Consider the following 24,382-nt stretch of genomic DNA (forward strand, 5'->3'; position numbering starts at 1 on the left):
AGCCTTGAATTATAGCCGGAAATGGTGGCGTCTTACGCACGCCGACGCCAGCTTATCCAGCGCTCATGTTGACCGAACACCGACAGTGAGCCGTTGACCGGACGCTCGTCCACCCGTTCGAACGACGAGTTCAGCAGCGTGTCGCGCTCGATGCCAAACGGCGGGCCTTTCGGCGTCGCACCGACAAAGAAAAACCCGGCGAGCAATGCGCCCGGCGGCGCCAGCGCCGTTATTCGGACAGCATACCCGAGCCAGCATCGCGGCGGCATCGAGCACAGGAACGCGCGTTTGTCTACCCATTGCGGCACGTCCTGTTGCAGGCCAAATCCGCCATCGCGGCACGAGCCGCCGCTCGCTGAGTTCATCGGGGACCTCCGATACACGACTCGATACCAACCAGGGACGCCAGCCCGAAGTGGGCCAGCAGCGCGCCGGCGCCGACCGCCACCCCGAATACCAGCAGTCCTTGTAGCAAACGGTTGGTCCGTTGCTGCTCAATCAGTATCCGCCGCATCAAAGCCTCGGTCGCACGCGGCGGCTGATCGTGATGCCGGGACAACGCATGATGGATCAGGCGCGGCACTTGTGGCAGCGTCTTGCTCCATTGCGGCGATTCGATTTTCAGCCTTTCCATCCAACCGCGCCAGCCAATCTGATCGTTCATCCAGCGCTCGAGATACGGCTTGGCCGTTTTCCACAGATCGAGTTCCGGGTCAAGCGCGCGGCCCAGGCCCTCGACGTTGAGCATCGTCTTTTGCAGCAGGACCAATTGCGGCTGGATCTCGACGTTGAAGCGCCGCGACGTCGAGAACAGTCGCATCAGCACCTGGCCGAGCGAAATGTCCTTCAGCGCGCGGTCGAAATACGGCTCGCACACCGCGCGGATCGCGCTCTCCAGTTCCTCGACCCGCGTGTGCGGGGGCACCCACCCGGATTCCAGGTGCAACGTCGCGACCCGGTGGTAGTCGCGTTTGAAAAACGCAAGGAAATTCTGCGCCAGATAGTTCTTGTCGAAATCCGACAGCGCGCCGATGATCCCGAAGTCCAGCGCGATATAACGGCCGAAATGGTCCGGGTCTAAGCTCACCTGGATGTTGCCGGGGTGCATGTCCGCATGGAAGAACCCGTCGCGAAACACCTGTGTGAAGAAGATCTCCACGCCTTGCCGCGCAAGCTTCGGGATGTCGACGCCGGCCGAGCGCAGCGTGTCTACCTGGCTGATCGGCACGCCAATCATCCGCTCCATCACGATCACCGTCGACGTGCAATACTCCCAGTACATCTCCGGCACCAGCAGCAGATCCAGTGCAGCAAAGTTGCGGCGCAGTTGGCTCGCGTTCGCCGCCTCGCGCATCAGATCCAATTCGTCGTGCAGGTACTTATCGAACTCCGCCACCACCTCGCGGGGCCGCAGCCGCTTGCCGTCAGCCCACAGCCGCTCGGTCCAGCGCGCGATGTCGCGCAATAGCGCGAGATCGGAGTCGATCACCGGCAGCATGCCGGGGCGCAGCACCTTGATTGCCACGGGCTTGCCGGCGTGCGTGCCGCTCTTCAGGCGCGCGAAGTGCACCTGCGCGATCGAAGCGCTGGCCACCGGCACCCGTTCGAACTCATCGAACAGCACATCGACCGGCTTGCCCAGCGACTTCTCGATCAACGCGGTCGCCACCGCAGAATCGAATGGCGGGACCTGATCCTGCAGCTTCGCCAGCTCGGTCGCGATATCCACCGGCAACAGGTCGCGCCGGGTGGACAGGACCTGACCGAACTTCACGAAGATCGGCCCGAGACTTTCCAACGCCAGGCGCAACCGCTGCGCGCGCGGAATCCGGATCGGACGGCCGAACGTCATCACGCGCACCAGCAGCTTCACGCGCCAGTCGGCAATGTGCCCCAGCATCACCTCGTCGAGTCCGAAGCGATAGACTGTAAATAGTATTTTGAAAAAGCGTAGGATTCTCATGGGCGGCCGGATCAGTGCAGGTCGTCAGCCGAGCGGGAGCGTGCTCCCGTGGATGACGCGGCGCCGCCCGGGCGCGTCGCGACGCCGCATTCGGCGCGCTCGATGCGCTTCTCGATCCGAGCAAGCGTGTCGCGCGCGCGCGCGAGCTCATCGCCGAATTGCTCGAATCGTGCGCGGCGGACCAGTTGCGGATTCTCGTCCAGCAGGTATTCGGTCAGCGAACCGACTAAGCCCCCTGCGGCGCGGCGCGCGTAGGCCGAGACGGCCCGCGCCACCGACGCAATGCGGTGGGCTGGCACGTCACCGATCAGACGTGCGAGATCCTCCTCGGCCTCCCAGCGCAAATGCTCCGCGAGCTTCGCGATCGTCGCCGCGAATTCCGCGTCGCCCTCGATCCGCACGTGCTTGAGGATCGCCGCCTGCCCACCGGCAGTGAACGCAGACAACGCCGACGGCGGCACCGTGATCGTTACGTCGACCGTTGGGGGCATAGGCGCGTGCGACGCCGACGCGCCGTCCCGCGCCGCGTGCGGTGCCTTGGCCCGCACGTCGCACGCCCCGCCGGATGCGGCCGGTGCCAGCGCAGTGGCGCCGGCAGGCGGACGCTGCCGCACAGCGACCGTGCCATCGCCCTGCACGGCCAACTCTAGCACGGCCGGAGACAACACCAGCCGCGCGGTTTTCCCCGCGTACGGCAGCAGGCGCTCGCGCGCCCACGCTTCGCGGATCAGTAAATGGTTGACGACGGCAACGAAAGGCTTGGCGGCAATGGTCATCGGGGCAGAAAGAAAGCCCGCGCAAGCGGCGCTCGCGCGGGCTGTTATTGTAACGTCCGTGGCGGCGCTTGCCTGCGCCGCCCGATTCCGTGTAGCCGGATCGTCAGGACAGTTGCTGGATGCCGGCCAGCACCCAGCCTTCACCGCTGCGCGCGTTGCGGCTTAAGTTCCACATTTCGGCGAATGGCTCGGCCGCGGCACCCTGGGCCTCGCGCAGCAGACCATGGAAGCGCACCGACGCCACGTACTCGTTGCCACCCCGGTCCTCGACGCCGACCAGATCGGCGTTCAACTGCACCACGTCGGTGCGGTTTTCACCGTGGCGCGAATCGAGATCCAGCTTAATCTCGGCAAACATTTCGGGCGTCGTGAACTCGCGGATGTCGTCGAGATTGCCGGCATCCCAGGCCGCCTGTAGCCGCACGAACGCCACCTTTGCCTGGCGCATGAATGCGTCGACGTCGAAGCCGGCTGGCACCACGGGAACGTCAAGCACGCTAGGATCCGCGGTGACGCGGGCCTGGCCCTCGGGCACGACGCCCGTTTGGCCCAAGCCGTCCGCTGCGGGTACTTGCGACGGCGCGGCCACCGGTGCGTCATATTGCCGCAGTGACGCACTGGAAGGCGGCTCGAAGCCACCATGCGCATAAGCGGCAGCAGGCCGTGCGTTGCGATTAGCGAACTTGCGGAACAGCCACAACCCGACGAGCGCAACCAGGGCAATCAGGATCACGTTGCTTAGTACGCTGGCCAACGCGCCGCCGAGTCCAAAATGCGACAACAACGCCGCCAACCCAAAGCCGGCGGCCAATCCCGCGAGTGGCCCCATCCAATTACGCTTGGGCTGGGCCGCCGCGGGCGGCGGGGTTTGCCCGCGGGCCGCCTGCGCGCCCTGTGCGGGCTGGGACGGTGTGCCCTGCCGCGGCGCGTTCGGTTGTGCGGGCGGCGTCGCCTGCCGCGTGATCTGTGACTGCTTGCCGATCGAGCGGCCGCCGCCCATGCGCTTTGCGTCGGCATCGAATGCGCTGAACGAGCCGATAGCCAACAAACCGGCTGCTGCAATCGCGCCGAACCGGCGGCTGATGCGTGTGCTCAGGCGCGGTGCGCCGGTAGCGGGCAAATGGGAGGAATGACTGGAAAAACGGGACTGAGCCGACATCTGATCTCCTGGACGGTCGCTAGTATTTGGTGGCGACATGCAGTGCAACAACGCCACCTGACAGATTGTAATATTTGACGGCGTCTAGTCCAGCTTGTTCCATCATTGTTTTTAGCGTGTCCTGATCCGGGTGCAGCCGAATCGACTCGGCCAAGTACCGATAGCTGTCGGGATCGCGCGCCACTTTCTCGCCGAGCCACGGCAACACCTTGAATGAATACACATCGTAGAACTTCTTCAGCGGTTGCCACACTTTGGAGAACTCCAGCACCAACAGCCGGCCGCCAGGCTTGAGCACGCGGCGCATCTCGGCGAGCGCGACCTCCTTATGAGTCATGTTGCGCAGACCGAACGCGACACTCACCACATTGAAGTAATGGTCGGGAAACGGAATTTTTTCCGCATCGCACAATAGCGTCGGCGTGACGATGCCCTGGTCGAGCAGGCGGTCGCGCCCCACGCGCAGCATCGACTCGTTAATGTCGGTATGCCATACCTGTCCGGACGGTCCGGCTTGCCGGGCAAACGCCTTGGCTAAGTCGCCCGTGCCACCAGCCAGATCCAGCACGCTGTAGCCGAGACGCACCCCGGCCTGGGCGATGGCGAAGGCCTTCCACATGCGGTGCAGTCCGCCCGACATCAGGTCATTCATCACGTCATAGCGTGAGGCCACGGAATGGAACACTCCAGCGACCTTATGCGCCTTCTCGCTCTCATCGACGGTCTGATAACCGAAATGGGTCTTCGTCATGGCGGCGGTTCCTTGCGTGAAAGAGCGCGGCATGCGCCGCGGTAATGCGTGTAGGGATGTCAGTGGCGGTGGCCGTCGCGCGTGCGCGCCGCCTCGCCCATCGGCGCGTCACGGTCCACGCCGGCGTCCGCCAGCTTGTCGAGATAGGCTTGCCAGTATTCGGCTTGCCGGGTCGCGAGATCGTACAGCAGATCCCATGAATAGATGCCGGAATTGTGTCCGTCGGAAAACGTCGGCTGCAATGCATAGTGGCCGACTGGCTCAATTGACACGATCGTCACGTCGCGCTTACCAGTCTGCAGCGTTTCCTGGCCCGGGCCGTGCCCGCGCACCTCGGCCGACGGGGACCACACCCGTAGGTACTCGAAAGGCAGCCTGTAGCATGCACCGTCCGCATAGCGCAGTTCCAGCACGCGCGATGCCGAATGCACGACGATGCCAGTCGGCACCGGCGTATCGGGAGACAAACCTGCCATCGACGACTCCATTCTCAGTTCAGCCAAATTCGCGCTGCAACGCGTCGCGCACCGCGGCGCCCAAGCCGGCCGCCGCCGCAACGCGTGCGGCATGCTGCCGCGCAGACGGCTCGCGGCACCGGGCGGCCCACACGGGTGCCGGAAAATGCGGATCGTCGGCAAAGCGCGGGATCACGTGCCAGTGCTGGTGAGCGACCATGTTGCCCAGGCTCGCGATATTGATCTTGTCCGGATTCAACGTCGCGCGCAAGGCGCGCTCGAGCGCAGCCAGCGCACGTATCAGATGCTCACGCTCTTCAGCCGACAGGTCGCTAAACTCGGTGACATGCGCGTTCCACACGAGCCGACAAAATCCCGGATAGTCCGGCTCGTCCGCCTCGATCACCCGCAGCCACGCGTCGCGCCACAACACGGTGCCCCCCTCCTGCGCACAGAACACGCACGATGCCGCGTCGCGCGACGCAACCTCGGCCGACCCAGCAGGCGTACCAGCGTTCATACAAGCACCCGTTCAATGCCGCCGCTGTTCGCCCGTTGCACGTAATCGGCCATCCAGTTCTCACCGAGCATATGGCGAGCCATCTCCACGACAATGTAGTCCGCCTCGATGCCCGCGTCCTCGTTATAGCGCGACAATCCCTGCAGGCATGACGGGCAGCTGGTCAGGATTTTCACGTCGCCGTCGAACGCGGCGCGCGGCGCGTCCACGCCGGAGCTGGTCACGGGCCCGCCGGGCACATCGGCCGGCGCGCCGGCGCCGAGCGGCGCTGCTGCAATCGGCATGCCGCGCAATTTGGCCGCCCCCTTGCGGACTTCCTCCTCCTTGCGAAAGCGCACTTGCGTGGACACGTCAGGACGCGTGACCGCGAGCGTGCCCGATTCGCCGCAGCAGCGATCGTTCTTCTCGATCCGGTAGCTCTGCTTCTGGCTGCCGACCAGCTCGTTGACCAGCTTCACCGGGTCCACGGTCTTGATCGGCGTATGGCACGGGTCGTGATACATGTAGCGCACACCGGACACGCCGTCCAGCTTAAGGCCCTTCTCCAATAAGAATTCATGGATGTCAATGATGCGGCAGCCGGGGAATATCTTGTCGAATTCATAGCCGGCGAGTTGGTCGTAGCAGGTTCCGCACGAGACGACGACCGTCTTGATGTCCAGGTAGTTCAACGTATTCGCGACCCGGTGGAACAGCACACGGTTGTCCGTGACGATCTTCCCAGCCTTATCGTACTGTCCGGCGCCGCGTTGCGGGTAGCCACAGCATAGGTATCCCGGCGGCAGCACAGTCTGCACGCCGGCCTCCCACAGCATCGCCTGCGTGGCCAGTCCGACCTGCGAGAACAAACGTTCCGAACCGCAACCGGGAAAGTAGAACACCGCCTCTGTGTCCACTGTCGTGGTCTTCGGATTGCGGATGATCGGCACTATCTTATTGTCCTCGATGTCGAGCAACGCGCGCGCCGTCTTCTTCGGCAGATTACCCGGCATCTTCTTGTTCACGAAGTGGATCACCTGCTCAACCACCCTGGGACGGCCGGTGGTCGCCGGCGGGCGCTGCGTCTGCTTGCGCCCGAGCGTCTTGAGCACGTCGCTGGCCAAGCGCTGCGCCTTGTAGCCGATGTCCATCATCACCACGCGCGCGGCATGAATTGTCTGCGGATTGGTCGCGTTCAGAAAGAACATGCCCACAGCCTGCCCGGGATTGAATTGTTTCTTGCCCATTTTGCGCAGCAGGTTGCGCATGTTCATCGTCACGTCGCCAAAGTCGATCTTGACCGGGCACGGCGTCACGCACTGATGGCATACGGTGCAGTGATCCGCGACGTCATTGAACTCGTCCCAATGCTTGATCGACACGCCACGCCGTGTCTGCTCCTCATACAGGAACGCCTCGACCAGCAGCGACGTCGCTAAGATCTTGTTGCGCGGGCTATACAACAGGTTCGCGCGCGGCACGTGCGTCGCGCACACCGGCTTACATTTGCCGCAACGCAAGCAATCCTTGACCGAATCGGCGATCGCGCCGATATCGGACTGCTGCATGATCAGCGACTCGTAGCCCATCAACCCGAAACTCGGCGTATACGCATTGCGCAGATCCGCGCCATCCAGCAGCTTGCCCTTGTTGAAGCGGCCCTGCGGATCGATCTTTTGCTTGTACGCGCGAAATTCGGCGATCTCCGCTTCGGTCAAGAACTCCAGCTTCGTAATGCCGATGCCGTGCTCACCAGAGATCACGCCGTCCAGTGATCGGGCCAGCGCCATGATCCGCGCCACTGCCGTGTGCGCGTCCTGCAGCATCTCGTAGTTGTCCGAGTTCACCGGGATATTCGTATGCACGTTGCCATCGCCAGCATGCATGTGCAGTGCGACAAACACGCGGCCGCGCAACACCCGCTTGTGCACCGCCTGCGCCTCGTCCAGGATCGGCTTGAACGCCCCACCGTTGAAGATCTGCCGCAATTCGGCGCGGATCTCCCGCTTCCACGAGATCCGGATCGTGCGATCCTGCGCGAGATCAAACACGCTCGCGTCGGGCTGCGCATCGAGCCGGTCCGCAAATTTCTCGGCCAACGCCTCGCAGCCCAGCTCGCGCAGCCGCTGACGCGACTGCGCGAGCGGCGCGTCGAGATTGTCGCGCACATACTGCCAACGAGCGCGGACCTGGTGCAGCAACGCCAGCGCCTGCGCGACACGGTCCTCCAGCAGCTCCGCGCTGGGAATCTCGTTCGCGTCATCGCTCTTGCCCAGCGGCAGATTGCCTGCAACGAAGAACGCCTCGAGCGCATCCACCAGTTGCAGCTTGTTCTTCAGCGACAGCTCGATGTTGATCCGCTCGATGCCGTCGGTGTACTCGCCCATCCGGTTCAGCGGAATCACAACGTCTTCGTTGATCTTGAACGCGTTGGTATGCTTGGCAATCGCCGCCGTGCGTGAACGGTCCAACCAGAAGCGCTTGCGCGCCTCGGCCGAGACCGCGACAAACCCCTCGCCGCTTTTGCCGTTGGCCATGCGCACGACTTCCGATGCCGCCTCGGCGACCCGGTCCGCATCGTCACCGACGATGTCGCCAATCAGCACCATTTTCGGCAATGCGTTGCGCTTGGACTTGGTCGCGTAGCCAACGGCGCGCAGATAGCGCTCATCCAGGTGCTCCAGCCCGGCCAGGATTGCGCCGCCCGCCTTCGCGGTCGCGAACAGGTGCGCCTTGATCTCGACGATGCTCGGGATCGCATCGCGCGCCTGGCCGAAGAACTCCAAGCAGACGGTGCGCGTATGGGCCGGCATCTTGTGCAGCACCCAACGCGCCGATGTGATCAGTCCGTCGCAGCCTTCTTTCTGCACGCCGGGCAGACCCGCGAGGAACTTGTCGGTCACATCCTTGCCCAGCCCCGCCTTGCGAAAGCGCCAGCCCTCGATGGTCAGCGTCTCGCTGCGCAACAATTTTTCGCCGGGCGCCGCGCTGCCGTCATACCAGCGCAGCTCGAAAGTGGCGCTCGGCACGTCGTGGATCTTGCCCAGGTTATGGCCGACGCGCGTGACCTCGAGCCAGTTGCCATCCGGGTCGACCATCCGCCACCACGCAAGATTGTCCAGCGCGGTCCCCCACAGCACGGCCTTTTTGCCGCCGGCGTTCATCGCGATATTACCGCCGATGCACGATGCGTCGAGCGAGGTCGGATCCACGGCGAACACATACCCGGCCTGCTCGGCGGCCTGCGTGACGCGCCGCGTCACGACGCCGGCCCCAGAGAAGATCGTTGCGACCTTGCCTGACACACCCGGCAGCTCAGTCAACTCGACCGGGCCGAGTTGCTCAAGCTTCTCGGTGTTGATGACTGCGGAAAACGGTGTCAGCGGCACCGCTCCGCCGGTATAGCCTGTGCCGCCGCCGCGCGGGATCACCGTCAAGCCCAACTCGAAGCAAGCCTTCACCAGGCCAGCCATTTCCGCTTCAGTGTCCGGCGTCAGCACGACGAACGGATACTCGACGCGCCAATCGGTTGCATCGGTCACGTGCGACACGCGCGAGAGTCCGTCGAAGCGGATATTGTCCTTTTCGGTCCAGCGTCGCAGTTCGCGCGTCGCACGGCGTCGCAGCGCGGCAATTTGCTCGAATTGCGCCGCGAACGCGTCTACCGCACCGCGTGCGGCCGTGACCAGCGAGCCGACGCGGGCCGCGCGGCCGTGACCAGCCTCGTCGCCGTGCTCACGCAGATCGGCATGCCGGCGCTTGTCGATCTCGTTGAGCCGATGGCTCAGCGCGTCGATCAACATCGCGCGGCGCTTTGGGTTGTCCAACAGATCGTCCTGCAGGTACGGATTGCGGCGCACGACCCAGATGTCGCCGAGTACTTCGTACAGCATCCGTGCCGAACGTCCAGTGCGCCGCTCGGCACGCAACTCGTCCAGCGTGCGCCACGCATCGTCGCCAAGCAGGCGAATGACGATCTCACGGTCGGAAAACGACGTGTAATTGTAGGGAATCTCGCGCAAGCGCGGCTCAGTATCCAGCGCAACGGCGGCAGCCGCGCCATGAGGATCGAAGGCTTGAGGTGCGTTCATGTTTTGCAATTCAGTTGGCCAGCGCGTCCAGGCAGTCGCGGGACTTGAGCGCCGACGGCGCGGTAACGCGCTGTGGTCTGCAAGGTCTGGAGGCGGAAAGCCTGACGGGCGCCTGTTCTGTCGCCACGAGGTCTTGTGGACCAGCATTGACGGTGTGAGGCTTCGCCGGTGTCACCGGCAGCGGCACGATCGCGAGCTACGCGCGAGCCGCTCGATAGCCGACGGCGCCGGCCAGTTGCAGCGCGGCTTAACAGTCGAAAAAGCGGTTCGGGTCTGCCACTGCATCGTTCGATCCTGATTCCAGACCCCGATTGTACTGCAACCGCAGGCGGCGCGTTGTCAGTGCGCATGGCCACGCCGGGTACTTCACATCTGGCCGAACTGCACGATCAACTCGGGATGGCTGCCAAAATACACGGCCGGATCGGTCCCGTACACGTCGTCATAGGAAAACGCGTACGCCCGTGCGTCGATGCCGAACGCGTGTAGCAACTTCGCGTACCAGAAGATCGGCATGCGCGGCGTATCCACGCCATCGCCCGCGCCGTTGTAGAACCGCGCCGGATCAATCCATGACACGCAGCCGTCGTCCAGGTGCATGACGCCGCGACAGATCGACATCGCGATGGCGATCGCCGCCGGATCGCTGGCCCAATGCGCACCGTCGCCGGCCTGCGCGCCAGCGTTACCAGCCAGCAGAAATCCCCAGTCGATCGGACCTACGGACGAATCCGTATTATGAAACAGCGACGGATTGCCATCGGCCGGGGAATAGTCAGGCTGCCCCCAGCGCGCGCTAGGCCGCGGCAGCGTCGGGACGCGGTACGGCACCGTGTACGCCGCATCGGTGAACAGTGACAGCGTCATGCCGTCGGGCGCGACGCGGCCGTAGAATACCCGCTTGTCGGTCAAATCCTTGCCGTAGAAGGAAAAGAGGCGATTCGGCCGCCAGCACAACTCGTTCACGTAGCGATCCCAGAAGTGCGTGAAGCGCTGCGCCAAGGCCAGCCGGGTGGCATCGTCCCTCCCCCAATCGGTGAAACGGGCCTGCTTGGGCGACAGTATCCGCGTGAGCCGGCCATCGTTCGCGCTCACCCGCAGCGCCTTGAAGATGCTAGGATTGCCGAACGGCTCCGCCGCGTCGGGCACAGGGATCGAATCAAATGCGGCGATCATGTCGGCGCGCCGGTGCGGATAACCCACCACGCGCCGTGTCCCAGTGTTCGCGTCGATTGCCGAAATCGTGAAGGGCACGGACCAGAAATCGGCATTGGTCAGTTTGAAGTTCGGGTGGTCAGCCGTATGCAATTCGAACTTGTCGTACAGCACCGGATTGTCCGCGCCATTAGATGGCCCACCCGCGCCGAATGGCGGCATTGCGTCGAACCCGCGTCCGAACGCGAAATACACGCGGCCGCTGGCCAACGGCGGGATGGTCAGCGTCAGTGACTGGCCGCCGTCGCGCCGCAATGTCGACACGCTGAACGTCATCGTCGCGCTGTCGAGCCGGAAATCGGCTGCGCTTCCCGTCGGATGAAACGTGCCGCGCACCGGGTCAACATAACCGAATACGTCTGGCGCCCATGGCGCGCGGCCCAGCACGGCAACGAATATCTCGTCGGGACGAAACGAAAAATGGTCAGGAAACACCAGCAGCACCGTGGTCATCGACCCAGTGCCCGTGTCGTGCGACGCGTCCTTGATGGACACCGGCAAGCGGGCGCTCTCACCGTTGTCCGAGCCGCCACCGCCCGAGCCGCCGATGCGCGTGTTGCCACCGACCAACGCGGTCGTGGCCACACCCACGCCCACCGACGCGGCCAGCGCGCCGAGCTGCACAACGGAACGGCGCCTGCGATCGACGCGGCTGGCTGGGCTAGCAACCTGAGTGCCGGCTTTCCGATGCCGTCCTTTTGAGGAGAAAACCATTCGACCCTATGAATTGGTGCATCCGGGGCAGCCACGCCGCCGGATGCGGCTCGCCGCGCCACCCGCATCTTGTATTCCATCCGGAGCACGCCATGTCAGCTTATTGCGGCCATGCGTTCGACATTGTCCGTTTGAACAATATCTCAGCTGATCCAGGCCACTTCACGGGTCTCTAATCGGCCGTTGCGGCATCGAATGCACGCCTACATACGAACGCGGCGCCGGATAGCGCTATGATTGATCCTTTTCCCGCCGTTTCAGATCCATACCTTTGCAGACTGCCATGTCCTCGCCCGATTATCTGAAGAAAATCCTGACCGCCCGCGTCTACGACGTGGCGCGGGAAACCGAACTCGAACACGCACGCAACCTGTCGGCTCGAATTCGGAATGCGATTTATCTGAAGCGCGAGGACAATCAGCCGGTCTTCTCGTTTAAGTTGCGCGGCGCATACAATAGGATGGCGCAATTGCCGCGCGACGCGCTGGCGCGCGGCGTGGTGACCGCGTCGGCCGGCAACCATGCACAAGGGGTCGCCTATTCGGCGGCCCGACTCGGCTGCAAGGCTGTCATCGCGATGCCGATCACCGCACCGCAGGTCAAGATCGATGCGGTGCGCGCGCACGGTGGCCCGACGGTGGAGGTCGTGTTGCACGGCGAATCGTATTCCGATACCTACACGCATGCGCTGCAGATCCAGCAGCAGTACGGGTTGACGTTTGTGCATCCGTTCGACGATCCGGACGTGATCGCGGGCCAGGGCACCGTCGCAATGGAAATCCTGCGCCAGCACCAGAGTCCGATTGACGCGATCTTCGTGCCGATCGGTGGCGGTGGCCTAATCGCCGGCGTCGCGGCATACGTCAAGGCGCTTCGCCCGGAGATCAAGGTCATCGGCGTACAAACCGACGATTCATGCGCGATGGCGCGCTCGATCGCAAAAGGTGAGCGCGTCGCGCTCAGCGAAGTCGGCCTGTTCAGCGATGGCACGGCGGTCAAGCTCGTCGGCGAAGAGACATTTCGGCTCGTGCAGCAATACGTCGACGGTTTCGTGACCGTGGACACCGACGCGCTATGCGCGGCGATCAAGGACGTTTTTCAGGATACACGCAGCGTGTTGGAACCGGCCGGCGCGCTGGCCGTCGCCGGCGCCAAGGCCTATGCCGAACGCGAAAAGTCGGAGGGCCGCACGTTTGTTGCGATCACCTCGGGCTCGAACATGAACTTCGATCGGATGCGTTTCGTTGCGGAACGCGCCGAGGTGGGCGAAGCACGCGAAGCGGTGTTCGCAGCGACGATCCCTGAGGAGCGCGGCAGCTTCAAGCGCTTGTGCGAATTGATCGGCGCACGCAACGTCACCGAATTCAACTATCGGATCGCCGACGCTGAGCAAGCGCACATTTTCGTCGGCCTGCAGATCCAGCGTCGCGACGAGTCGCAGCTGATTGCCCAGACCTTCGAGAAACATGGCTTTGCGATCGTCAATCTGACCAACGACGAGCTATCTAAACAGCACGTGCGGTACATGGTCGGCGGCCACTCACCGCTGGCCCGCGATGAGCGCCTGTACCGATTCGCGTTCCCGGAACGCCCGGGCGCGCTGATGAAGTTCCTATCATCGATGGCGCCCGACTGGAATATCAGCCTGTTCCATTACCGCAATGGCGGCGCGGACTACAGCTCGATCCTGGTGGGCCTGCAAGTGCCGATGGACGAAGACGCCCAGTTCCAGCAGTTCCTGGCGGCGCTGGGGTATCCCCATTGGGACGAAACAGCCAACCCAGCGTACAAATTGTTCCTCGCTTAAGTTCGAGCCGCAACATGACACCCGACCAATCCCCTTTGGGCAAGCCGGTAGGCTATGCTCAGCAGTATGACCCGACGCTGTTGTTCCCGATCGAGCGCAGGCAAGGCCGCGACGCAATCGGCGTACCGGCAGTACTGCCGTTCTTCGGCACCGATATTTGGAACGCGTACGAGCTATCTTGGCTGAACGAGCGCGGCAAGCCGCAGATCGCGCTGGCTACGTTCCACGTGCCAGCCGAATCGCCCAATATTATCGAATCCAAATCGTTCAAGCTGTATCTAGGGTCGTTCGCGCAGACACGTATTGCGTCGATCGACACGCTGCGCGAGACTATCCACCGCGACGTCTGCGCATGCGCGGGCGCGAACGTGTCGGTACGGCTCACGCCGCCGGCCGAATTCGCGACGCTGGCGCTAGATGAACTTGCGGGAACGTCGCTAGACCGGTTGGATCTGGACACCGATATTTACACGCCTGACCCGTCACTGCTGAGCGCGGACACCCACCAGGCGCCTGTCGATGAAACGGTGTTTTCGAATCTACTTAAGTCCAATTGCCCGGTGACCGGGCAACCGGACTGGGGCAGCATCCAGATCCGGTACGTCGGCCCACCGATCGACCACGCCGGCCTGTTACGCTACATCGTATCATACCGTGACCACACTGGGTTTCACGAGCAATGCGTGGAGCGCATCTTCATCGACATCCAACGCGTGTGCAAGCCGATCAAGCTGGCAGTCTACGCACGCTATACGCGACGCGGCGGGCTGGACATCAACCCACTGCGCACCAATTTCAACCTGCCGTTGCCGGACAACGCGCGAACCGCGCGCCAATAAGTCGTGCGACCGTGCCCCATCTTGATGCATCGCATACACGCTTACGCGGGCTGTGCAGTCCGCGCAAGCTATGCACGTCCACACAGGCTGTGCATGCTGCGTAAAAAGTGTCCAGCATCGAAGCGGTGCCGATCACGCGAGCCGGTACGCCACAGAAGCGACGGCGGTCACGCGGATTGCACAGACCATGCGGGTCGTGCAAGTCCCGGCGCGGCACTCGCAACGAATACTGTTTAACCGATGGCGCTGAAATCAACAATTTACAAAGCCGAGCTGCAGATCGCCGACATGGATCGTCATTACTATGCAGACCATTCGCTGACGCTGGCCCGGCATCCGTCCGAAACCGATGAACGGATGATGGTGCGCCTGTTGGCATTCGCGCTGTATGCACACGAGCGGCTCGAGTTCTGCAAAGGGCTGTCCGATACCGACGAGCCGGACCTGTGGCAAAAGGACTTGACTGGCGCAGTGCAACGATGGATTGAAGTCGGCCAGCCGGACGAGCGGCGCATCGCTAAAGCGAGCGCGCGGGCAGACGACGTGGTCGTGCTGGCATACGCTGGACGCACATCCCGGATCTGGTGGGACGCGATCCAGGGCAAGGTCGCGCGACTGCGCAATGTCACCGTATTGAACCTCGCTGAAGGCGTCGCGCCGGCGCTCGCGACGCTGGCCGAACGCACGATGCGGCTGCAATGCACGGTCCAGGACGGCGACGTATGGCTGGGCAGCGCTGTCCATCAGCCGGTGCAGGTCGAGATGGCACGCTGGCTGCCCGCCTAGGACATGGAACCTGTAATGTGGGGCGAGCGGCGCGGCACTGAGCCGGGCCGCGTGGCATCGTTGCGTGCGCCGCGCCGGATACCAGGCCCCGTGGCGAGGCTTTGCCTGCGGAGAAGTCACCCGGATGATGGACCCGCATGCCTATCGGCGGGTCAAGCTGTCGCGGGTCAAGCTGTCATTCAATGGCTGACGCGTCGCCGTGCTCGGCCAGGACCGACGGCTCGCCATGCGTCACGCAACACTCGATGTTCTTGAGTGCTTCCTCGAGCGCATGCAGTGCATCTTCGGACAGTGCCCCGAGCGCACTTGCAAGAAACGCGTTGCGGCGCGGTAATCCGTGCTCGACTGCCTGACGCCCTGCGTCCGTTAGCACGACATTGGTTAACCGGTTGTCCCGCTCGTCCGTACTGCGGGCGATCCACCCGAGGCTTTCAAGCTGCTTTAACTGCCGGGTCAATGCGCCCGGGTCGATGCTGAGCCGTTCCACGAGCCGCTTTTGCGACAGGCTTGGTCCGCCGTGCGGCGTATCGTCGCCGCTCGCCGCCCCCTGCTCGACAAGCCGTGCGTGGTCGTAGAGTGCCAGCAGAATCCGCCAGCGGGGCAACGGCAAACCGACACGCGACTCGAACGCGGTCATGAATGCACGGTAGGTCCGGCCAAATTGTTGAAATATCGCGATTCGCTCTTGCAGTTCCACGGCCTACTCCGTCATTGTCGGCTCATGCTTGGCGGAGCGCGCCAGCTGGATGCGTGGCACGCGCCGGGCGTGCCACACCGCCCATACTGCGACGAGCGCAGCAAGCGCGACGCCCAGGTGGATCGCCCCTACCAATGCCTCGCGCGCGCCCTCCAGGAGCGCGACACCATCGTGCCCGGCCGCGTCGACCTGCTGAACCAGCCTGTGCTGAGCTTGCTGGTTGATCAGCACTTGTGGATCGCCGAACGCGTCGAACCAGGCACCGGCATGGCTGCGCGCAAGCGTATCGCGCACTCCGCTCGCATACCAATGAGACACCAATGTTCCGGTCACTGCGGTGCCGAGCATGCCGCCGATCATGCGCAATGACTGCAGCAACGCCGTGACAATGCCCAGATGCTCGCGACTGGCGCTTTGCTGCGCGAATACCGTCAAGTTCGGCGTCACGAGGCCCAGCCCGAGTCCGCCGAGCGCCATGCACACCATCAGCCACGCCTGCGGCATCGCCCGTGTGGACACCGCCACGCCCACACACGACAATGCGAGCAGCGCAAAGCCAACGTGCAGCAGCGCATTGGGATGACGGATCCGCGTCACAATGCGCCCGTTCAGGATGCTGCCTAGCGTGATGCAGACCACCAGCGGTGTGACGACGATGCCCGCATCGCGGGGCGACAGACCGAAACCGCCCTGGAGCAGCAACGGTGCATAGAACAGCAGCGAGAACATCGAGAAGCCCACCAACAGCGACAACGCAAATAGCACAGACAAGCTTTGATGCCCGAACATGTCGATGGGCAGCATCGGCTGCGCGACGTGCCGCTCCCACTTCCATAGTCCCACCGCGCACAGCGCGCTGACCACAAGCAGCGCGCCAGTGCCGCACGTCAACCCGTGCCTGGGCAACAACTCAACGAATAGTTGCAAGCCACATAGCGACGCTGCGATCAACACCGCGCCAAGCCAATCCACCCGCATCCGACCCTGGTGCTGCGCCTGCCGCAAATGCGGCAAGCAACGCCAGACAAAGAACAGCGACAATAATCCGACTGGCAGATTCACGTAGAACACCGAGCGCCATCCGCCATACTGCGTTAGGAATCCGCCGAGCGACGGGCCGATCGCATTCGCGATGCCGTACGCCGAACTCATCATCACTTGCCAGCGCAGCCGGACGTGAGCATCGGGAAACAAATCCGGAATACAGGCGAACGCCGTGCCAACCAGCATGCCACCGGCCACACCCTGCAAGGCGCGCGCGAGCACGAGAAATAACATGTCGTGCGCGAGCCCGCACAGCGCCGAAGCCGCCGTGAACAAAATGATAGATGCCATGACAAATGGCTTGCGGCCGTAGTAGTCACCCAGCCGCCCAAAAATCGGCACGGTAATCACCGACGCCAACAAGTACACGGTAGCGACCCACGCGTACAGGTCAAAGCCTTTGAGGTCTGCCACGATGGTGGGCAGCGCGGTACCCACCACGGTCTGGTCGAGCGCGACAAGCATCGTCACAAACGAGAGGCCCAGCATCGCAAGCAGCGATTCGCGAAACGGCAGTACCTGCCCGCTCGAATGTTGAGCGGAAGAGTCGAATGGCATATTTGCGTATACAATAATTGCCTTATCAATTGATTGAAATTATAGCAAGAAAAGCCGCTCTAACGAATTCAGATGGACGGTCACGGCCGTCCTCGAATCGTCTTTTTTGTTCCGGAGTTCAATGCGATGTCAAATGCGCTCATTGCCCCATCGAATGCGACCATGCGCGATGCCGACCTGAAGGCGTTGCGCAGCGCCAGGCAACTGTTGGAGCGCCCCGGCCTAGCGATCAAGCTGACCAGCTTGATCGGCGCGCCGTTCGAGGCATTGCTGTCGCGCCTGCCGGCCGGCGCCAACGATAAAGTGCTCGATGCGACTCATATCGCGCTGCGCCGATGCCTGCGCGCTGCGCTGCACAGCCTTGGCCACCGCGACAGCGCGTTGCCGTTGTCCACCGAATACGATCCGGCGATGGCCGATGCAGAGGCACGACCCACCACGCTCGGGGCGATTGCGGCCCCGCGGCCGCGCAACTGGCTACATAAGGTCGCGGTGGCAACCACGGGTGCGGCCGGCGGCGCATTCGGGCTCGTCGCACTGCCGATCGAGTTGCCCGTCACGACGACCTTGATGTTCCGCTCGATCTGCGACATCGCGCGGAGCGAGGGCGAGGATCTGTCCACACTCGACGTGCAACTCGAATGCTTGTCGGTGCTTGCCATGGGTCACACCGCAATTGGGCCAGGCCGCGCGGAGATGGGCTACTTCTTCGTGCGAGGCGCGCTCGCGCAAGCGGTATCGAAGGCCTCCTCCGACGTCGCGGCCAAAGGTTTCGCGCATGGCATGGCTGCCCAGGCATCCACTGCATTGGCCCGGTTAATCCATGCCGTCGCTGCGCGCTTTTCGGTCCAGGTCAGCGAGCAACTCGCCGCCAAATCCGTGCCAGCGCTCGGCGCGGTGCTTGGCGCGCTGGTTAACGCCGCATTCATCGAGCATTTCCAGAATATGGCCCACGCGCACTTCACGGTGCGCCGGCTGGAACGACGCTATGGCGAGCCGGCGGTGCGGGCCGCGTATGATGCGATCGCGCAGCACGCGCCATGATGGGGGACGACGCGCGCCGCGTCACGCCGCAACGCGCGTCACGAACTGTGCCGCCTCCCGCAGTGCACGTCGCCCCTCCGGGAGAAACGGCGCATAGATCTGCCACACGTGCGGCATGTCTGGCCATATCCGAAACTGCGTCGTCACGCCGGCCATGCGCGCATTGTGCGCGACGCGCACCGAGTCATCGAGCAGCACCTCGGTGCTGCCCACCTGGATGAACAGCGGCGGCAACCCGTGCAAATCTGCGTAGACGGGGGAAACCAGCGGATGGTCCGGCGACGCGTCGCCAAGGTACAGCTTCGCCGCGCGGCCAATCACCGACCCAGCAAACATCGGGTCCTGTCCATGATTGGAGACGATCGACGCGCCGGATGCGGCCAGATCGGTCCATGGCGAGAACAGCACGGCCCCGGCCGGCAGCGGCTCACCCGCATCGCGCAGCGCGACCAGCGTTGCCAGCGCGAGGCCGCCCCCCCGCTGAATCGCCAGCAATCACAATGGAACTGGGCGCGTGCCACGCAAGCAACGCGCGGTACGCCGCGAGCGCGTCGTGCAGCGCGGCTGGAAACGGATGCTCGGGTGCAAGCCGGTAGTCCAGCGCGAACAACGCGGCCCGTGCCCGCGCCGTCAACTCGAACGTGATCGTGCGATGCGTACGTGGTGAACAGAAGTAATAGCCGCCGCCATGCAGATAGAGGACCATCGGGCGCTTGCGGTCCGGCACCGGCGGCTCAGGCTCGAGCCATTCGCCGACGAGCGGCGCACACTCACTGCCATAGCGCTCGCGCAGCCGGAATCCGGCCGGTACCCTGGGCGTCCACAGACGCTTGTTGACCTGCGCGCGCACGCGGCTCACGCTGATATCCGGCAGTTCGGTATACGGCCGGAAATACCGGCGCAGTCCCCACGACACGACGACGCGTTGCCAACTCACCGCGGCCTCCCATTACATGCCGGCCTCATCATAACGGCGTTGCAGCATCAGCGCGTGGGCAAACGGCTCTAGCACGCTCCCATAAAGAGTGGTCCCACACCGTATCGTCCATCGCAAGGCCGGCAAACCAGCGAAACAGCATGTTGTAGAAATTTGCTCCATCAGCATGCACTCGCTTCGAATCGAATACAGCACCTGCAGCAGCAACGCGCGAATCAGCTTCTGCGGGGCGATGCTCGGGTGGCCGCCCTTCGCGTCACTCTCGTCCATGCGTACGAACACCGGCTCCATACGCTTGAGCGCGTCGTTCAGCCAGATACGAATTGGGCGCAAGAGGTGGCTGGCCGGCACGAAGTCATTGAGCTTCACCATGGTGAACATAGCCTCGGTGTAGCCGTGCGCTCTGCGCATCGTTTCGGCCTCTATGCTGGCCGCTCCCTTGTTTCAACGTTTACCCCTCCCGCTTCGATGACGACGAGGTGAACTATTTCAACAGCCTGCTAGACTATAGCGCTCATAGCAGTGCATGCCGTGATTCTGTTTCACGTGCCCGACAATTGCCTCGATGGCTGGTTAGCGTTTAGATCAGGCGCAGTCCACTGTCGCAACAATCGGTTCAATCTAAGCATGCCGCCCAGCAACAGGAGTGCGCCGACAAGCCACACCCAGCCAGTCCATGATGCGTAGAACAATGCGTAGAGTGTAGTGGCCACCAGCGGCCCAATCCCCCCTACCAGGCTCAGCACACTGGCCAACGCGCCTTGTAATTCCCCTTGCTTATCTTGTGCCACGCGCCGCGATAGTAGCGCTTGCAGCGTGGGCAATACGATTCCACCGGTGACCAGCATCGGCATCACGGCAAATACGACCCAGCCGCGGGACGCAAAAGCCATGATGACATACGCCAATCCCTCGATGCCCAGACCCAGTAGGATGGCTCGCCGTTCGCCCAGTCGCGCTGAGGCCGGCTTGACCATCAAGCTCTGCGTGAGTGCGCGCAGTAAGCCAAACACCGCCAGTGACATCCCGATCATGCGCGGGTCCCAGCCAAAACGGTTTTCGTTATAGATCGGCCACAATGAATGCGGTATACGGCCTGCTAACGCTATGATGAAAAATACGGCCAGCAGCGGCAGCACACCAGTGTGCCGAATGACACCCTGCAACGCGGCAAAAGGGTGAATCTCTTTCCAGGCCAGCGCGCGACGGTGCGGGTGATGGGATTCGGGCAGCGACCGCCAGGCCAGCACAAAAGTCAGTGCGCTCAATAGCGCAGCAAACATAAACGGATACCGTAACGAAGCCTGGCTTAGCAAGCCTCCCAGCGCGGGTCCGGCCACCAGACCCAGGCCAAAGCAGGCGTGCAGGTAACCATAGTGACTGGCGCGTTGCCCACTAGGTGCGATATCGGCAAGATAGGCGGTCGCCACCACCAAGTTAGCGCTCGTCATGCCGGCCACCAAGCGGCCGATTATCAACACCCACAGCGAGGGGACGATGGCCATCACGGCATAGTCAATCGTGGCACCGATTAGCGAGGCCAGCAGCATCGGACGGCGACCGAAACGATCACTGAGCGCGCCGAGCATGGATGAACACAGGCACTGTGCCAGCGCGTAGATGGCCAGCAGCATGCCGTACTGGCTGGCGACTGACTCAGTGGCGCTCAACTCGTGCAGCAGGCTGGGCAACACAGGAATGACAATGCCGCCGCCGATGGCGGCGAGTGTAACGATCATCAAAATGATGCCAAGAGCCGGGTTCATAAGGAAGTACGGTACGTTGACGGGTTAAATGATGACGCTCACGACCATCAATGGACGGCGACGTTGGTGCGATGCACGAGACGCGATAATACAGCGTGAAAGCCTACAGCCTGGTGTTAGATTTAGCGTGGATGGAATACTGATCTGCTTTAGGAATCCTGGGCTGACTCGAAAGCGAATTTTGCGGCAAACTTGGCCCTGAACGAGGTGGTTTGTCATAAAACGCAAGCGTTTGCGATCGAACAAATTGTGGCTGTGCTCAAACAAACGGAACTAGGGATGCCGGTGGCAGACTTGATTCGCCAGATCGGCATTTGCGAGCAGACGTTCTAGCGGAGGAAGAAGCAATACGCTGGGATGCAGTCGGACCCAGTGCGTGAGTTCAAGCAATTGCAGGACGAGAATGCACGGCCCAAGAAGCTAGTTGCTGAACTGAGCCTGGACAAGACTATGTTGCAAGATGTTGCCTCAAAAAAGTGACCCGGCCCGCGCTGAGGACAGAGGTAGTGGGTTACGTGGTAAGCCGCTACGGATTGACGATGGGGCAGGCCTGCCGGCTCGTAAAGCAACCGCGCAGCGCTCAGTACTACCGCAGCGCCAGGACCCTCGTGCTGAGTTCACGCACGCATGCGCGAAATTGCCTACACATGCGTGCGCTACGGCTATCGGCGTGTCCCCATGCTATTACGCCGCGAAGGCTGGCAGTTGGGGAAAAGTCAGGCGTACCGGGGCGGGAGGGACGAGGCGTCAAGGTCTTTGGAAGTGCCATCGAATATGAACGTGGACGCATTCTTGCCATCACGTTGGGAGCCATGCGCCGCCTTGAAGCATGCATTACCCACGCGCGTACCTGCCGCCAGTTCGGCCAACCCATTGGGAAGAACCAGGCCACCTCCCATCGCCTCGCCGACATGAAAGTCAACCTCGATGCCGCGTGCGAACTCGTCTACCGGGTAGGGCGGCTCAAGGATGCGGGCAAAGATGCCACGCTGGAAGCAGCCTGTGCGAAGCTGTTCGTCTCGGAGACGTACACGAAGTTTTCGATAGACGCACTGCGCATTTACGGTGCGCAAGGTTATCTCGCTCAAACCCCGACTGAAAGAGGACTGCGCGACGCCATCGCATCCCTCCTCTATTCGGGAACCTCTGATATTCAACGCAACATCATCGCCACCGAACTGGGATTATGAGCTGACCTAGCGATGCACCAGCGCAGCGTCGCGATCGAATCAGGCATGTGTCGCTGTACGCGCTGTGCGGCCGCGCGGCATGTAGTGCGCAGGTAAGGCAGGCCGGCGGCGGATGTCGGCGTTCTATTACTGTCGAATGAGGCATGGTGCAACAAGAAATCCATAGGCAGCGATGCACAGCAGCGTGCGGGCATCGAGAGCAGGCGATGGTAAAATAAGCGGTTCCCCTCATTCACGTTCGGCATGAAACGCTCATCGACGATGACGCCGCACGACGCGCTCTTTAAGCAGTTTCTCACGCATCCGGACACCGCGCGGGATTTCTTAAGCCTGCATTTGCCCACGCAGTGGTTGGCGCAGTGCGACCTGAACACATTGCGTCTGGAGTCGGGCAGCTTTGTGGAAGAAGATCTGCGCGCTTACTATTCGGATGTACTGTGGTCGCTGCAGACCCGGCAGGGCGAGGGGTATGTCTATGCGCTGATTGAGCATCAAAGCCGGCCGGAACGTCACATGGCGTTTCGGCTAATGCGTTACGCGATAGCCGCCATGCAGCGCCATCTAGAAGCCGGACATGACCAGTTGCCGCTGGTGATTCCGATGCTGTTTTATCACGGGCAAGTCAGTCCGTATCCGTACTCAATGCGGTGGTTGGACAGCTTCGAGGCGCCTGAGTTGGCGTCGCAGCTGTATGCGGGAGGCTTTCCGTTAGTGGATGTCACGGTGATTCCGGATGATGAAATCCTCACGCATCGGCGCATGGCGATGCTAGAGTTGCTGCAAAAGCATATCCGGCAACGTGATTTGGCGACGCTGCTGGAGCAACTGGCAAGCCTGTTGATCGCGGGGTACACTACGCACGAGCAATTGGTGTCGCTGATGCATTATATGCTGCAGTGGGGCGACACGACGGATCCGGAGCGATTTATGCGAGAGTTGGCGATCCGTTCCCCGCAACACGAGGAGGTCTTGATGACGATTGCACAAAAGCTCGAGCAAAAAGGCGAGCAAAAAGGTCTGGAGCGCGGCCGGATGTTGGGACGTGAAGAAGGACGTGAAGAAGGGCGCGAAGAAGGCCACAAGGAAGCCGCACTGAAGATCGCGCGCACGATGCTAGAAAGCGGATTGGAGCGCGAGACGGTCAAACGTATGACGGGCTTGTCCGAAGCCGACATGAAGCAAATCTGCCACTAATCATCCGGGCAATTCAGGGCTTAGGCCCCTACTTCGCGTGCTGACAATGCCAAGCGTGCGCTGCGCTCGGGTGCCGTGGTATGCACCATTGTCACCGGCCAGCTGCGCCGCTATCGGGCAACAAAGTCCCCGTTAACAGCGCTTACCGAGAGGCAGCGCGTGTTTGTGAAGGCGGCCGCACACGGGTGACCTACTCAACCGAACATAGCCCTCCACGCGGAAATGGAAACGACGCATGCGTGGTTGCCACAATCCGCAGCAACCCCAAGCGTTTTTGTCGTGTGCTGTTTAGCTACGCGTGCCTCACTCAGTACGTCTCATATCACTGCGATGGAGCAGGCCTCTTGTCGGCTAACTTGTATTAGCCGGAACTTGAGCTGGCAGGTAGTCGGGCTGATAAAGAAGAAAAGGTTAATGGAGGATGAGTTTCTCCTTGGCCCTGCGCGGCAACCCGATGGCGCTGCTGCATCAGCGCGCCAAGCGCTCGGCGCCGCGCATGAAGGGGACAAATCGCCTGCACGGTTTGCCAAGGAGCTATCAATACGATGTGTGATGGTGATGACACTGCGCGGGCGGGTGCGCCAATGACACCGGCAGTTACTTCCACGTCTATTAGAAACACAACTAACCATGTTGCCGATGGACTTTGATTCGAACTCTGCCGCCCACGGCGCCAAGTGGCGGTTATGCCATGCAGAACCATCAAGCCGGTCGCTCTGCGACAGCTGCCCCACCTAATTGCCAAGTCTGGCGGCGTCTGACAACACACGTGCGCGGCAACGCTTGGTACCATGCCCGCACAATGACTCAACGGGCCGCCCGACGACGTACGATGAACTGCCGAACATAGCGTATCCGGACACCAACGGAATCACCATCGACTTTGGAAAGACTGTC

18 protein-coding genes and 3 pseudogenes are annotated in these 24,382 nt (G+C 62.4%); 7 read left to right on the top strand and 14 right to left on the bottom strand.

What is annotated here, in order from left to right:
* Window positions 1-32: 32 nt before the first annotated feature.
* The 9 genes from B0B13_RS10785 to B0B13_RS10825 all read right to left on the bottom strand — a co-directional run bounded on the left by B0B13_RS10785 (window position 33) and on the right by B0B13_RS10825 (window position 11,533).
* On the bottom strand, window positions 33-365 hold the full coding sequence (locus B0B13_RS10785; protein ID WP_235091230.1) for a class I SAM-dependent methyltransferase: 333 nt from the start codon (window positions 363-365) through the stop codon (window positions 33-35).
* Window positions 362-1,963 carry a ubiquinone biosynthesis regulatory protein kinase UbiB gene (ubiB, locus tag B0B13_RS10790; RefSeq protein ID WP_076796321.1) on the bottom strand — a complete coding sequence of 534 codons (1,602 nt, stop codon included), beginning with the start codon at window positions 1,961-1,963 and terminating at the stop codon, window positions 362-364. Before ubiB ends, B0B13_RS10785 begins: the two co-directional genes overlap by 4 nt.
* A gap of 11 nt (window positions 1,964-1,974) precedes the next feature.
* Window positions 1,975-2,739, bottom strand: a complete 765-nt coding sequence (locus B0B13_RS10795; protein WP_076796323.1) for a ubiquinone biosynthesis accessory factor UbiJ — start codon at window positions 2,737-2,739, stop codon at window positions 1,975-1,977.
* 103 nt (window positions 2,740-2,842) lie between these two features.
* Complete coding sequence (locus tag B0B13_RS10800) at window positions 2,843-3,898, bottom strand: Tim44 domain-containing protein (protein WP_083703710.1); 1,056 nt, start codon at window positions 3,896-3,898, stop codon at window positions 2,843-2,845.
* 19 nt (window positions 3,899-3,917) lie between these two features.
* Entirely contained in the window at window positions 3,918-4,649 is a 732-nt protein-coding gene (ubiE, locus tag B0B13_RS10805; RefSeq protein ID WP_076797276.1) for a bifunctional demethylmenaquinone methyltransferase/2-methoxy-6-polyprenyl-1,4-benzoquinol methylase UbiE, read from the bottom strand.
* Between the two features lie 59 nt (window positions 4,650-4,708).
* Window positions 4,709-5,125 (bottom strand): gamma-butyrobetaine hydroxylase family protein, encoded by a 417-nt coding sequence (locus B0B13_RS10810; RefSeq protein ID WP_076787662.1) that lies wholly within the window; start codon window positions 5,123-5,125, stop codon window positions 4,709-4,711.
* Between the two features lie 19 nt (window positions 5,126-5,144).
* Entirely contained in the window at window positions 5,145-5,624 is a 480-nt protein-coding gene (locus B0B13_RS10815) for an HIT family protein (RefSeq protein ID WP_076796326.1), read from the bottom strand.
* Window positions 5,621-9,694 (bottom strand): DUF3683 domain-containing protein, encoded by a 4,074-nt coding sequence (locus B0B13_RS10820; RefSeq protein WP_076796329.1) that lies wholly within the window; start codon window positions 9,692-9,694, stop codon window positions 5,621-5,623. Before B0B13_RS10820 ends, B0B13_RS10815 begins: the two co-directional genes overlap by 4 nt.
* Window positions 9,695-10,060: 366 nt before the next feature.
* Window positions 10,061-11,533: a beta-1,3-glucanase family protein gene (locus B0B13_RS10825; protein WP_076796331.1), complete on the bottom strand. Its 1,473-nt coding sequence runs from the start codon at window positions 11,531-11,533 to the stop codon at window positions 10,061-10,063.
* A 373-nt stretch (window positions 11,534-11,906) separates the two neighbouring features.
* On the opposite strand from B0B13_RS10825, the gene ilvA reads away from it, so the two are divergent.
* From ilvA to B0B13_RS10840, 3 genes are all read left to right on the top strand, one after another.
* A complete protein-coding gene (ilvA, locus tag B0B13_RS10830; protein ID WP_076786065.1) occupies window positions 11,907-13,430 on the top strand; it encodes a threonine ammonia-lyase, biosynthetic in 1,524 nt (507 codons plus the stop codon).
* 14 nt (window positions 13,431-13,444) lie between these two features.
* On the top strand, window positions 13,445-14,269 hold the full coding sequence (gene queF / locus B0B13_RS10835) for an NADPH-dependent 7-cyano-7-deazaguanine reductase QueF (RefSeq protein ID WP_076786064.1): 825 nt from the start codon (window positions 13,445-13,447) through the stop codon (window positions 14,267-14,269).
* 240 nt (window positions 14,270-14,509) lie between these two features.
* Window positions 14,510-15,055 carry a YaeQ family protein gene (locus tag B0B13_RS10840; protein WP_076796334.1) on the top strand — a complete coding sequence of 182 codons (546 nt, stop codon included), beginning with the start codon at window positions 14,510-14,512 and terminating at the stop codon, window positions 15,053-15,055.
* A gap of 175 nt (window positions 15,056-15,230) precedes the next feature.
* Here the strand turns inward: B0B13_RS10840 and B0B13_RS10845 are convergent, their stop codons facing one another.
* Together B0B13_RS10845 and B0B13_RS10850 are read right to left on the bottom strand one after the other, a co-directional pair.
* Entirely contained in the window at window positions 15,231-15,752 is a 522-nt protein-coding gene (locus tag B0B13_RS10845) for a MarR family winged helix-turn-helix transcriptional regulator (protein WP_076796337.1), read from the bottom strand.
* Window positions 15,753-15,755: 3 nt separating this feature from the next.
* Window positions 15,756-17,354 carry an MFS transporter gene (locus B0B13_RS10850; protein WP_076796340.1) on the bottom strand — a complete coding sequence of 533 codons (1,599 nt, stop codon included), beginning with the start codon at window positions 17,352-17,354 and terminating at the stop codon, window positions 15,756-15,758.
* A 126-nt stretch (window positions 17,355-17,480) separates the two neighbouring features.
* On the opposite strand from B0B13_RS10850, the gene B0B13_RS10855 reads away from it, so the two are divergent.
* Entirely contained in the window at window positions 17,481-18,398 is a 918-nt protein-coding gene (locus B0B13_RS10855) for an EcsC family protein (protein WP_170872426.1), read from the top strand.
* Between the two features lie 21 nt (window positions 18,399-18,419).
* Here the strand turns inward: B0B13_RS10855 and B0B13_RS10860 are convergent.
* The 3 genes and pseudogenes from B0B13_RS10860 to B0B13_RS10870 form a co-directional block, all read right to left on the bottom strand.
* Window positions 18,420-19,335, bottom strand: a pseudogene (locus tag B0B13_RS10860) (alpha/beta hydrolase).
* A 67-nt stretch (window positions 19,336-19,402) separates the two neighbouring features.
* A pseudogene (locus B0B13_RS10865) lies at window positions 19,403-19,746 on the bottom strand (transposase); the annotation flags it as partial.
* 131 nt (window positions 19,747-19,877) lie between these two features.
* Complete coding sequence (locus B0B13_RS10870; protein ID WP_076796342.1) at window positions 19,878-21,101, bottom strand: TCR/Tet family MFS transporter; 1,224 nt, start codon at window positions 21,099-21,101, stop codon at window positions 19,878-19,880.
* Window positions 21,102-21,308: 207 nt separating this feature from the next.
* On the opposite strand from B0B13_RS10870, the pseudogene B0B13_RS19405 reads away from it, so the two are divergent.
* The 3 genes and pseudogenes from B0B13_RS19405 to B0B13_RS10885 all read left to right on the top strand — a co-directional run.
* A pseudogene (locus tag B0B13_RS19405) lies at window positions 21,309-21,830 on the top strand (transposase); the annotation flags it as partial.
* Window positions 21,749-22,291 carry an acyl-CoA dehydrogenase family protein gene (locus B0B13_RS10880; protein ID WP_235091242.1) on the top strand — a complete coding sequence of 181 codons (543 nt, stop codon included), beginning with the start codon at window positions 21,749-21,751 and terminating at the stop codon, window positions 22,289-22,291. The pseudogene B0B13_RS19405 and the gene B0B13_RS10880, both read left to right, overlap by 82 nt.
* A 243-nt stretch (window positions 22,292-22,534) precedes the next feature.
* Window positions 22,535-23,485, top strand: coding sequence for an Rpn family recombination-promoting nuclease/putative transposase (locus B0B13_RS10885; protein WP_076786059.1), 951 nt, complete (start codon window positions 22,535-22,537; stop codon window positions 23,483-23,485).
* Window positions 23,486-24,382 lie beyond the last annotated feature (897 nt).

Source organism: Burkholderia sp. b14 (genome assembly GCF_900156195.1).
Taxonomy (GTDB): domain Bacteria; phylum Pseudomonadota; class Gammaproteobacteria; order Burkholderiales; family Burkholderiaceae; genus Mycetohabitans.